This is a genomic window from Devosia sp. (assembly GCF_039927955.1).
Classification (GTDB): Bacteria; Pseudomonadota; Alphaproteobacteria; order Rhizobiales; family Devosiaceae; genus Devosia.
Genome location: NZ_JBDSUA010000047.1, coordinates 44,771 through 57,902 on the forward strand (window position 1 = coordinate 44,771; position 13,132 = coordinate 57,902).

Consider the following 13,132-nt stretch of genomic DNA (forward strand, 5'->3'; position numbering starts at 1 on the left):
GCCATCCTCGTCCCGCCATCTGATCAAACTGCTGTCCGGGCGCGCTGCGACACCTTTACCGCGCCTTGCCGTCCACATAAGGTGCGGCAAAGCTAAATGCTTACATGGGTGGGGAATATGCGGCAGTTCGTTCGGAACGCGTTGTGGCTCTGTGCTGCGGTATTTCTTTCCCTGAGTGTGGTCGCTGCCGATGCGGCAGACCGCAAGGTGACCCTGCTGCAAGGCACGGACCTTGAAGGTTTCGACTATTCCATCATCAAGGATACGACCCTCGAAGCCTGTCAGACGGCATGCACCGACGATCGCATCTGCCGCGCTTTTACCTTCAACCAGAAGGCCAGTTGGTGCTTCCTCAAAGGTGCGGTCGGACCGGACAAGCCGTTCTCGACCGCGACCTCCGGCCGCATCGGCCTTGCTCCCTCGCCTGAAGTGCTTGCTGCCACCCGCACCGGCGACCTGCCGTTCCCCGCGTCTGACCTGATCTATAGCGCCACCCAGCTGGCTCAGGGCATGGCCAGCACCGATACCCCGCCAAAGGGCCTGACCTACGCCGATCTGGTCGCCGCTGGCGACGATGCAGCAGCCCAGGAAAACCCCGCGGGCGCCACGGTTTCATACCGCCAGGCGCTCGCCATCGTCGGCAACGATCCGGCCGTGTGGCTCAAATTGGCAGATGTGCTGCTGACACAGGCCGATACTGCCGCCGAAAGTGGCCAGGACAGTTCCAGCTACGACCTTGGGGCGACCGCCGTTTCAGCAGCACTCAATGCTTTCCTGCAGTCCGAAGAACTGGATGAACGCGCTGCCGCGCTGAGCGATCTGGCCCGTGGCCTGGAACGCCGCCAGATGTATCGCGAATCCATCGTCACCTATCGCGCCAGCCTGGCGCTGGTCGATGATGCCACCCTGCAGGCTCGCCTCGACAAGGTTGTCGCCGAGCACGGCTTCCGCATCGCCTCGAACGAAGTCGATTCCGAATCCGCCGCGCCGCGCATCTGTGTGGTGTTCTCCGATCCGCTGCCATCGGGCAGCACCGATCTGTCGAGCTATCTGGTGATCGACGAAGCGCCAAAGGCTTCCATCGAAACCGAACAGAGCCAGATTTGTATCGAAGGGGTCGAACACGGCCGCCGCTACCATATCAAGGTTCGTGCCGGCCTGCCGTCGGCGGATGGCGAGACCCTGCGCAATGACGTGGCGCTCGATGTCTATGTGCCCGATCGCTCGCCCTTCGTCGGCTTTGCCAACAACGCCTATGTGCTGCCTGCCGGCCTGGGCGGCGGTCTGCCGATCACCTCGGTCAACGCTAAAAGCGCGGATGCCACGATCTACCGCATCGGCGACCGCTCGATCGCCACTGCCGTGCGCAATGGCATCTTCCAGGGCAATCTGACCGGCTATTCCGCCGAAGACGTCGCCAATCAGTATGGCGAACAGATCTGGACCGGTACGGTCGATCTCGCCCAGAGCAAGCCCAACGAAATGTCGGTTACCGCCATTCCCGTTGCCGACGTGCTCAAGAATATTGCACCCGGCGCCTATGTGGTCACCGCCAAGGTCACTGGCGTCAATCAGGAATACTGGGTCGATACCGCAACCCAGTGGTTCATCGTCACCGATCTGGGGCTGACCACGGTTTCGGGCGATGATGGTGTCCATGCCTTTGTGCGTTCGCTGAGCAGCGCCCAGCCCGTCGCTAATTCCAAGGTCCGCATGATTGCGGTCAATAACGAAGTGCTTGGCGAAGCCACTACCGACGCCAGCGGTCACGTCAATTTCGCTCCGGGCCTGGCCCGTGGCGAGGGTGGCCGCGCCCCGCAATTGCTGGTCGCCGAAACCGAAGCCGGCGATTACGCCTTCCTCGACCTGTCCAAGCCGGCGTTCGATCTGACCGACCGCGGTGTCGAGGGGCGTCCGTCGCCCGGTCCGCTTGACCTGTTTGCCACCACCGAGCGCGGTGTCTATCGCCCAGGCGAAACCGTGTTCCTGACTGCGCTGCTGCGCGATCCGCATGCCGAGGCCGTTACCCAACTGCCGCTGACGCTGGAAGTCGAACGTCCCGATGGCGTCGTCGCCACCAAGGAAGTGCTCAACGATCAGGGCGCCGGGGGTTATTTCGCCGCCCTGCCAATGGTTGCGGACGCGATGCGTGGCGCCTGGACGCTCCGTCTCTACGCCGATCCAAAAGCCGAAGCGCTGACCAGCACCACCTTCCTGGTCGAAGACTTCGAGCCTGAACGCCTGGCCTTCGATATCACGGCGGCCGAAGGCCCGGTCGCCACCGATGTGCCGACGCCGATCGATGTTGCTGCAAAATATCTCTACGGCGCCACCGCGCCCGGCCTGTCGCTGGAAGCCGATGCCGTGTTGTCGCCGACGTCGACCCTGGCCAATTTCCCCGGCTATACCTTCGGTCGCCTTGATGACACCATCGAGACCAATCGCGAACCGCTTGGCGTTGTTGGTGTTACCGATGATGCCGGTAATGCTACTGCCGAGGTTACCCTTCCGTTACCGCAATCGACCACTAAGCCACTGATTGCTGACATCATCATGCGCCTGGTCGATACCAACGGCCGCACCGTCGAACGCAGCATTTCCCGCCCCGTTCTGGCCGATGTCGACCGCCTCGGCGTCAAGCCACAATTCGCAGATTCCGATGGTCTGGCTGAAGGCAGCGCTGCCGCCTTCGACGTGATCGCCGTTGCCCCCACGGGTGAAGCGATTGCCAAGACCGGCATCAACTGGACCCTGTCCCGCGTTGAAACCAACTACCAGTGGTATCGCGAAAGTGACACCTGGAAGTGGGAAGCGATCACCACCAACCGCGAAGTTGCCAATGGCACGGTAGATACCGTCGCGGGTGGTCCGGCCACGGTTTCCGCACCCGTCCAGTATGGCGAATACCTCCTGGAAGTGACCAGCACCGGCGACAAGCCAACCTCGACTACCTATAGCTTCTACGCCGGCTACTACTATCCACAGGCCGGATCGGACACGCCCGATACCCTCAAGGTTGCCCTCGACAAGCCGGCCTATCATGTCGGTGAAACCGCCAATCTGCGTCTGGATCCGCAGTTTGCCGGCACCGCCCTGGTCATGGTGGTTGATGACCGCATCATCAACATGCAGGCCGTCGAAGTGCCCGCCGAAGGCCTGTCGGTCGCCCTGCCGGTGACCGATGACTGGGGCCCCGGCGCCTACGTCACTGCCGTGTTGTATCGCCCGGCTAGTGCCGCCGAAAAACGCATGCCGGCCCGCGCTCTGGGCCTGGCCTATGCCGACGTCGATCCGGGCGATCGCAAGCTCAACGTCGCGCTGACAGCGCCCAAGGTTTCGCTGCCGCGGCAGCCGTTCACCGTGACGGTCAAGCTCGACAACGTCACTGCAGGCGAGCAGGCCTATGTGGCGGTCGCCGCCGTCGATCTGGGCATTCTCAATCTCACCAACTTTAAGGTGCCCGATCCCGATGGCTGGTTCTTCGGCCAGCGCCAACTCGGCATGGAAGTGCGCGATCTTTACGGATCGCTGATCGATCCGACCCAGGGCATGCCCGGCGCATTGCATTCAGGTGGGGACGGTTCCGCCTCGCGCCTCGGCACGCCTCCGCCGACTTCGGTGCTGGTTGCACTGCATTCGGGCATTGTCACCGTTGGCGCTGACGGGACCGCGACGGTGACCTTCGACATGCCCGACTTTGCCGGCACCGTGCGGGTGATGGCCATGGCCTGGACCGCCAAGGCCATTGGCCATAGTTCGGCCGACGTCATCGTCCGCGATCCTGTCGTGGTGAGCCTGAGCCCGCCGCGCTTCCTGCGGCTCGATGATACCTCGCGCCTGCTGGTCGAGGTCAACAACGTTGCCGGTCCTGCGGGCACCTATAAGGTCGCTCTCGATACCGGCACTGGCATCACCACCGATGCTGCTGAAACCAGCGTCGATCTGGCGGCAGGCGCTCGTACGGCGCTCAACCTCAAACTGACGGCCGCCGAAATTGGCGACCAGCCGATCAAGGTGACGCTGACGCAGCCCAATGGCGACGTTCTGGTCAAGGAACTCACTCTGGGTGTCCGTGCCGCCAGCGCGCCGCAGACCACCAGCAAGCTGCTCAAGCTCGATCCGGGTGAAACCATCAGTCTCGATGCCAAGTACTTTGCCAAGATGGTGCCGCATTCGTCCTCGATGACCCTGGCCATCGGCCCGATTGCCCGTCTGAACATACCGGGTCTGCTGGTCGAGCTGGATCGCTACCCCTATGGATGCGCCGAGCAGATTTCCAGCCGCGCGCTGCCGCTGCTCTATCTCAACGAAGTCGCCGAAATGATCGGCCTCGGCAAGGATGAAGCCATCGACCAGCGCGTCAAGGACGCAATCACCAACCTGCTGTCCAAGCAGACCTCCAGCGGTGGTTTCGGCCTCTGGGGTCCATTCGACAGCACCGATCTTTGGCTGGACAGCTATGTCACCGATTTCCTGTTGCGGGCCAAGGCGGCCGGGTACGATATTCCCGATCTCGCCATGACCTCGGCTCTAGACAATCTGGGCAACCAGGTTTCTTACGCCAGTGACTTCGACAAGGGCGGGGAAGATATCGCTTACGCTCTGCTCGACATGGCTCGCGGTGGCCGCGCCGCCATCGGCGACCTGCGCTACTATCTTGAAGCGCGCCTTGACAACTTCGGCTCGCCGCTGGCACAGGCCCAACTGGGCGCTGCACTGGCGCTTTATGGTGACGGCGCCCGCGCTGCCACCGCCTTCCAGGCCGCCGTTGAGGGCCTGAAGGTCAAGGATGATCCCGATACCTACCGTGCCGACTACGGTAGCCGCCTGCGCGACGTCGCCGGCGTGCTGGCTCTCGCTGCCGAGTTCAAGCCTTCGGGCGTGGACCTGGCCCCGCTCACCAAACGCCTTGCCGATCTGCGTGACACTGTCCGTTACACCTCCACGCAGGAAGACACCTGGACCCTGGTTGCCGCTGCCGCCTTGGCCAAGGGCACTGCCGATGGTTCTGTCACCATCGATGGCGCGCCGCTGACCGGCGCGGTCTATCAGCGCTACGACCAGGAACAGGTCGAGGCTGCTGCGGTCAAAATCGTCAACACCGGCAACAAACCGACGGAAGCCAAGATTTCGATCACGGGCATTCCGGCCAAGCCACCCGAGGCCAGCAGCAATGGCTTTACCATTTCGCGGGACTATTTCCTGCCAGATGGCACGGCCGCGGACCTGACCAATATCCACCAGAACGATCGCTTCGTGGTGGTGCTGACCATGACCGCAACGACGCTCGGTTCGGGTGAGTACGTGGTCGCCGATCCGCTGCCGGCTGGCTTCGAGATCGAAAACCCCGACCTGTCCGCAGGTGGTGGTGTTTCCGATCTGTCCTGGCTGACAGTGGACTCGCCCAACCATGTCGAAGCGCGCACTGACCAGTATGTGGCCGCGTTCCGCTATGTGTCGGACACGCAGAACTTCTCGACCGCTTACATGGTTCGTGCCGGGTCCCCAGGCGCCTTCGTGCAGCCCGGCGCCACCATCGAAGACATGTATCGGCCAGAACTTCGCGCCAATACGGCCGCGGGCACCATCGAGGTTTCCGCGACCGGGCCATGAGCGAGCCTGAAACCCTACCAAAGCCCCGGCGGCGACTGCCTTATTGGCGGCTCGCCGCCGCCGCTGTCATCGTGCTGGCCGGTCTGGCCGGCGGGGGTGCGCTCTACGCCCATTCGGTGATCGCCGATATCGCGACCACACTGCCCGCTACACCAAATATTGCTACCTTGCCGGTCTCTACGGCGGTGGTGGATCGCACTGGCCAATTGCTGCGCCCCTTCACCACGGCGGGCGGGCGCTGGCGATTGCCGGTGGCCACCGCTGAGGTGGATCGGCATTTCATCGAAATGCTGCTGGCCTATGAGGATCGCCATTTCGAACAGCATGGCGGGATCGAATGGTCCTCGATGTTCCGCGCTGCAGGGCAATATCTGGGGGCTGGGGGCCACATCGTTTCGGGTGGCTCGACGCTGACCATGCAGGTTGCTCGCCTGATCGAAGGCGAGCCAACCCGCAATCTCGGCGGCAAGATCCGCCAGATGGTGCATGCCGACGCTCTTGAGCATCAACTCACCAAGGACCAGATTCTCACGCTCTATCTGACGCTGGCGCCCTATGGCGGCAATATCGAGGGTATCCGTGCCGCAAGCCTTGCCTATTTCGGCAAGGAGCCGACGCGGCTGACCACCGCCGAGTCCGCGCTGCTGGTCGCCCTGCCGCAATCCCCCGAAGCCCGTCGGCCAGATCGCGATCCTGCGGCTGCACGCGCTGGACGGGATCTGGTGCTCGACCGAATGGTGGCTGAAGGCGTCATTTCCGCCGAAGAGGCCCAGGGCGCCAAACGCGAACCGGTCCCCACCGCGCGCCGTGATTTCCCGATGTTTGCCGCCCACATGGCGCAGTCAGCGGTGGAAGCCCAGCCCAACGCCCGTAAGATCGATCTGACCGTCGATCGCCGCCTGCAATCGGTGTTGGAGCGCCTGGGCACGGCCCGCGCCACGGCGCTCGGCCCCAAGGTTTCGGTGGCCATCGTCGTTGCCGATCAGGCCAGCGGTGACATTCTGGCCTCGGTCGGTTCGGCGGGCCTGTTCTCGCAGGAAAGCGATGGCTATGTCGACATGACCGAGGCGGTCCGTTCGCCCGGCTCGACGCTGAAGCCGCTGATCTATGGTCTTGCCTTCGAGCTTGGTCTTGCGCATCCCGAAAGCCTGATCGAAGACCGTCCCACCGCGTTCGGCGCCTATGTGCCGGTCAATTTCGACGGCTTCAACCGGGGCACAGTCACGATCCGCCAGGCGCTGACGGAATCGCTGAATATCCCGGCTATCATCGTGCTCGACGCAGTTGGCACCTCGCGGCTGGTCTCGCGGATGAAGCGTGCCTATGCCAATCCACTGCTGCCCGACGATACCGCGCCGGGCCTCGCCATCGGCCTCGGCGGGGTCGGCGTAACCCTGCGCGATCTGGTTTCGATCTATGCTGCGATCGGCCGCGGCGGCACGCCTGTGCATCTTCAGGATGGTGTCAAAGCCCCTGTTGCCGAGGCCGGCGAAGCGGCTCCAGTGCTTGATCCGACCGCGGCCTGGTATGTCTCGAACATTCTTGCCGGAGTGCCGCCGCCGCTCAATGGTTCGCCGGGCCGTATCGCCTACAAAACGGGCACTTCCTATGGCTACCGCGACGCCTGGGCCATTGGCTATGACGGCAAAACCGTTGTCGGCGTCTGGGTCGGGCGTCCCGATGGGGCGCCGGTGCCCGGCATTTCCGGCATCACCGCTGCTGCGCCCATCCTGTTTGAAGCCTTCGACCGCTTGGCGACCCGCACCACCCCACTGCGCGCCGCGCCGCCGGGCGTGCTGTTTGCCTCGAATTCCGAATTGCCGCTGCCGCTGCGTCGCTTCCGTCATCCCGATGATGACAAGGTGGCGAGAGACGCCGCGCCCGAAATCGCCTTCCCCGCCGATGGCGTCGATGTCGATCTGGGTATTGCCTCCGGCGCCGATCTGCCGCTGATCATCAAGATCCGCAATGGCGCGCCGCCGTTCACGTTCTTTGCCAATGGCGCTCCGGTGGGCCGCTCGGCCTTTTCCCGCCAGAATAGCTGGAAGCCGGACGGACCGGGCTATGTGACGCTGTCGGTCGTTGATTCCGAAGGGCGTTCGGACGCTGTTAAAGTGTTCCTGGACTAGGGGTCCACGCGCAGCAAAGCCGCGCATTTCGATCTTTCATCCGCCGGCCTTTCAGGCCAGTCTCTCCGCAGGGAGACGACTATGATTGAGCAAGATTCACTGCTGCGCGCCGTGATCGATCGAATTGTTCCTGCCGATCAGGATCATAGCGCCACAGGCTTCGGCGCGCTGACCTATCTGGCGCGCCATTTTGCCGAGGACCCCGCCGACGCAGCACTGGTGCGAGCGGGACTAGCGCAACTCCCGTTCGCCTTTGCCGACCTGGCCGAAGGCCAGCAGGACGCTGAATTGCGCCAGCACGAAACGGAGCCGTGGTTCACCCGTCTCTGCGAACTTGTCGCCGAAGGCGTCTATGCCGATCCCGGCAATGGCGGCAACCCGGACGCTGCCTCATGGATCATGGTCGGCTACGCCCATGGTCTTCCCGAGGGCCCAAGTGGGCCCGATGCCCGGGCCGGTCGTGCGCCCGCCGCGTTTTCCGGCTCACTTGATTATGACGTGATCATCGTTGGCGCGGGTGCCGGTGGCGGTGTCGCCGCGGGCGTTCTCGCCGAGGCCGGCAAATCGGTGCTGCTGCTGGAGCGCGGCCTTGCTCGTGACCATGCCGATAGCGGCCATCGTGACCATTTGCGCAATCATCGGCTTTCGCTCTATGGCCACAACACCGGGCCCGATCTGGATGGCAATCCGCGCGTCGTGATCGATCCGGATGGCGCTGCTCACGTCCTGCGTCCGCATGAAAACGGCTATCAGAATCTGGCTTCCGCCGTCGGCAGCGGCACGCTGGTTTACGGCGCGCAGTCCTGGCGGTTTCACCGCGACGATTTCCGCATGGCCAGCCTTTATGGCGTGCCGGAAGGGTCATCGCTGGTCGATTGGCCTTTCGGCTACGACGAACTGGCGCCCTGGTACGAACGCGCTGAATGGGAAATCGGCGTAAGCGGCAACGGCGCCAGCAACGCCCATGAGGGAGGCCGGGCCAAAGACTATCCAATGCCGCCGCTGCCCGAGCAGGAGGCGACGCCCATCCTGCGGGCCGGCGCTGCCACTCTTGGCATCAACACCACGCGGGTCCCACTTGCCATCAACAGCCAGCCCCGCGCCGGTCGCCATGCTTGCACCGGCTGCGGCTCCTGCGTTGGTTTCCCGTGCCCGAGCAACGCCAAGAACGGCACGCAAAACACCATGATCGCCCGCGCGCTGGCCACTGGCCGCTGCCATCTGGTAACGGGGGCGATGGTCCAAACGGTGCAGACCGATGCCACCGGCAAAGTCACTGGAGTGCGCTTCACCGATAGCGATGGGGCGACACACACGGTCAATGCCAAAGCCGTGGTCCTGTCGGCTGGCGCCGTCGAAACCGCCCGCCTGTTGCTAAACTCTGCCTCATCACGGGAACCAACTGGCTTGGGCAATAACCACGATCTGGTTGGGCGCAATCTGCAAGGACATGTCTATCCTACCGCCTGGGGCCTGTTCGACGACGCCGTCCACGCGTCGCGTGGCCCCGGCGTCAGCATCGCCACCACTCAGTTCAATCATGGCAATCCCGGTATTGTCGGCGGTGGCATGCTGGCCGATGATTTTGTGCTGCCGCCGGCGCTGTTCTGGAAGGCTGCCCTGCCACCCGATCTGCCGCGTTGGGGCTCTGCCCCCAAGGCGTTCATGCGCAATCAGTTCGGCCATGTGCTCAAGGTCACCGGGCCGGTCCACGAAATCCCCGATCCAAATGCCCGCGTGCGCACGGCTGACGTGCGGGATCGCTGGGGCATGCCGGTCGCCATGCTGTCAGGGCAGGTTCATGCCGAGACGTTGCGCACTGCGGCCTTCATGCATCAGCGCGCGCAAGATTGGCTCAAGGCCTCTGGCGCCAAACGTGTCTGGGGCGCGCCACCGACGCCACATCTCTCTGGTGGCCAGCATCAGGCCGGCACTTGTCGTATGGGCACCGATCCTGCCCTTTCGGCCACCGATCCCCACGGGAGGGTGTGGGGTCACGGCAACCTGTTCGTCAGCGATGGCTCGCTGCATCCCACCAATGGCGGGTTCAACCCCGTGCTGACCATTCTGGCGCTGGCCTTCCGCAACGCTGAACATATTGCTGCCAGCCTCTGATCAGGCGCGGCTGGCCAGATAGGCGCGCCAGCCGCCATGGTGGCTAATGTCTTCAGCGCCAGTCAGAGCGTGGGCCTCGCAAAGGAAACCCGAGACAACGCTGCCATCGTCGAGCGTTACCTTGCCGATCCCCAGCGGCGCTGGAATTTTGCTGACGAAACTGCCGAACGCTGCCGCGGGCAGCGCCCAGACTTCAACCGCCAGGCCTGTCCCGACAAAGCCGGGTTCACGCAGCAGCCCCGGCTTTGGTGGCACTGTTCCGGGCAAGGCAAACAGCTTGTAGTCTGCTGCGGTACGACACGCCTTCACCAGTCGCCCGCCCGGTCCGGTCAATTCGTGGTTCAGCGGCATGCCAGTCAGATGCGCGCCGACAACGACAATGGGTACCAATGCATCGGGAGCAGGGGGCACCTTGCTGGCCTCGGGCAGCAACGCTGTCTTGTCCCGACCCATGCCCCGCGCCAGCGCCCGATGAAGCGCATCGGCCAGTGGCGCCAATGCGTCATCGGTGAAGGCGCCCGCCACGACCGTGACGCCGCCGGGCAGGTGATCATGGCTGTCAAATCCCGCCGGTACGGCGATCGCTGCACAATCCAGCAGATTGACGAAATTGGTATAGCGGCCGAAGTGGCTGTTCTTGCGGATGGGATCGGCGAGCATCTCCTCGACCGTGTAGGTGGTCGGCGACGTCGGTAGCAACAACACGTCCGCCTTGGCCCATTCCGCCTCGGTCAAACGGCGCAGCGCTGCCAGTTTGTATTGGCCATTGAACGCCTCGACGGCGGTGCGGCCTTTGGCGCCTTCGATGATCGTCCGCACGGTGGGATCGAAATCATCGGCATTGCTGGCCAGAAACCCTTCAACGGCGGCGAGCCGCTCGGCGACCCAGGGGCCGTCATAAAGCAGGGCCGCCGCCTCGCGGAACGGGGTGTAGTTGAACGGCACAATCGTTGCGCCGAGCGCCCGCGCCGCGTCGATGGCACCGTCGTAGAGTTTTTCAACTTCGGCATTGCCAAAAAACTCGCGCTCATCGCCCTGCAACACACCAAGCCGCAACTGCGACACCGGCAGGTTCGCCCAGGTTGCGCGCCGCGAGTAAACATCAGTCGCGTCGAAGCCTTCCGCCACCTTGCGAACCGCCACGCCGTCGCCGACAGTGGCTGTGAAGATGGTGACACAATCCAGGCTTCGGCAGGCCGGGACCACGCCAGTGGTCGATAGCAGCCCCGGTGTCGGCTTGATCCCGACCAGGTTGTTGAATGCTGCCGGCACCCGGCCCGAGCCAGCCGTGTCGGTTCCGAGCGAAAAGCTGGCAAAGCCCGCGCCGACGGTAACCGCAGAGCCCGAGCTGGACCCGCCCGATACATAGGCGGGGTCAAACACCGATCGTGGCGCGCCATAGGGGGAGCGCGTTCCGTTCAGACCGGTGGCAAACTGATCCAGATTGGTCTTGCCGATCACGATGGCACCCGCCGCGCGGAGCCGCGCCACGACGGTGGCGTCTGCGGTGGGAGAATAGGCAAAGGCGGGGCAGGCGGCCGTGGTCAGCAGGCCGGCCACGTCAATATTGTCCTTTGCTGCAAACGGAATGCCCCAGAGCGGCAGGCAATTGGGCTGCGGGTGTGCCGCCATCAGCGCACGCGCGGCGGCGCGCAAGGCATCGTCGCTGACGGGAGTGATGAACACTGCTTTGTCCGGCCATGCCGCGCGCCGCTCGATAACCGCCTCGACCACATCGAGTGGGGTGAGGTTGCCGTCCGCGTACAGCGCCTTCAAGGTCGCGATATCCAGAATGATCGGCAGCATGAAATCCCCCAGCTTCTAAATTTTAGCTCGATTGGCGCTCGTGGCGTAATGGGAGCAAGCGCCGTGCCAAAACGAATAGTGTTTTAAAACAATAGTTTAGGTGTTCCGTGCTCCGCGGACTTTGGTCGAACGGCTATCCGAATTCACCAACTGATTACTATTTAGGCAGAGAAGGTCTAAGTCACATTGTGTCGGCGAGGGGCCGAAAGGGCAAAGTTCGTTGCATTTTCATAGAATTTCCATGGAATTTCGTCTTCGAGTAAATGCCTGGGGGCCAGATGGAATCACAAAAGTTAAAGCGGCTTTACGCATTGCATGCAGTCTAAAATTTTGAGATTAAAAATTAGGCTAATTTCCACCTGATGGATGCAACTTGAGCACTTGCCTGAAAATGCCCGGGCCCAAAAAACTACACGGCCTTCGGTAAGTCATTGAAAAAAATAGATTTTCAGAAGGTGTCAATTCTGGCATGTGCTTTGCATTGATGTTGGCGGCGCCGCCCGCAGCGGGTGCGTCTCTCGGTGCAGGGAGCTCGTCAATGTCATTTCTTATGTCTCGTCGTTCGCTTTTGAAGGCTGGCGCTGCCGGCCTGGCTACGACGGTTCTGCCCATGGGCTTCGCCCGGGCGCAATCTCCGGTCATTATCGGTGCGGTCTATGTCGGTCCGCGTGACGATTTCGGCTGGAACCAGGCTCATGCTGTGGCCATGGAAATTCTGAAAACCGTCCCCGGCGTGACCGTGGTCGAGGAAGAAAACGTGCCGGAAACCGACGCCGTCTCCAAGTCGATGGAGTCGATGATCAATCTGGACGGCGCCAATCTGATCCTTGCCACCTCGTTCGGCTACTACAACCCGTTCGTGGTCGAAATGGCAAAGAAGTATCCGGCCGTGGAATTCCGCCACGCCGCGCCGCTGTGGAACAAGGATACCGATCCCGCCAATGCCGGCTCCTATTTCCCTTATCTCAACCAGGCGCATTATGTGAACGGCGTTGCCGCCGGCCTCTCCTCGCCAACCGGTAAGATCGGCTTCGTCGCCGCCAAGCCGATCCCCTCTGTGCTGTCCAATATCAACTCGGTCCTGCTCGGCGCCAAGAAGACCAATCCGAACGCCACGGTTCAGGTGATCTTCACCGGCGAGTGGAGCCTGCCGGTTCGTGAAGCCGAAGCCACCAATGCTCTGATCGACGCCGGTTGCGACGTCATCACCTGCCACGTCGATAGCCCCAAGGTCGTCATCGAAACCGCCGAAGCCCGCGGTGTTAAAACCCTGGGCCATAATGCCTCGCAGGCGCCGCTGGCGCCCAAGGGCTTCATCACCGGCGCCGAGTACAAGTGGGAAACCATCTACAAGGGCTACGCCGCGGCCTTGGCCAAGGGCGAGAAACTGCCGAACATGACCAGCGGCGGCTACGAAGCCGACATGGTGCAGAACAGTCCGTTCGGCGCTGGCGCCACGCCCGAGGCGC

At 63.0% G+C, this 13,132-nt stretch carries 5 protein-coding genes; 4 read left to right on the top strand and 1 reads right to left on the bottom strand.

What is annotated here, in order from left to right; all coding sequences use genetic code 11:
- Positions 1 to 117: 117 nt before the first annotated feature.
- The 3 genes from ABIT12_RS12685 to ABIT12_RS12695 all read left to right on the top strand — a co-directional run bounded on the left by ABIT12_RS12685 (position 118) and on the right by ABIT12_RS12695 (position 9,857).
- On the top strand, positions 118 to 5,613 hold the full coding sequence (locus ABIT12_RS12685) for an alpha-2-macroglobulin family protein (RefSeq protein WP_348046241.1): 5,496 nt from the start codon (positions 118 to 120) through the stop codon (positions 5,611 to 5,613).
- Positions 5,610 to 7,742, top strand: a complete 2,133-nt coding sequence (pbpC, locus tag ABIT12_RS12690) for a penicillin-binding protein 1C (protein ID WP_348046243.1) — start codon at positions 5,610 to 5,612, stop codon at positions 7,740 to 7,742. The genes ABIT12_RS12685 and pbpC overlap by 4 nt, the downstream gene beginning before the upstream one ends.
- Positions 7,743 to 7,823: 81 nt before the next feature.
- A complete protein-coding gene (locus ABIT12_RS12695; protein WP_348046245.1) occupies positions 7,824 to 9,857 on the top strand; it encodes a GMC family oxidoreductase in 2,034 nt (677 codons plus the stop codon).
- Here the strand turns inward: ABIT12_RS12695 and atzF are convergent, their stop codons facing one another.
- On the bottom strand, positions 9,858 to 11,663 hold the full coding sequence (atzF, locus tag ABIT12_RS12700; protein ID WP_348046247.1) for an allophanate hydrolase: 1,806 nt from the start codon (positions 11,661 to 11,663) through the stop codon (positions 9,858 to 9,860).
- A gap of 538 nt (positions 11,664 to 12,201) precedes the next feature.
- Between atzF and ABIT12_RS12705 the strand changes: the two genes are divergently transcribed.
- Positions 12,202 to 13,132, top strand: a 931-nt coding sequence (locus ABIT12_RS12705; RefSeq protein WP_348046249.1) for a BMP family ABC transporter substrate-binding protein, incomplete at its 3' end; no start/stop codon positions are given.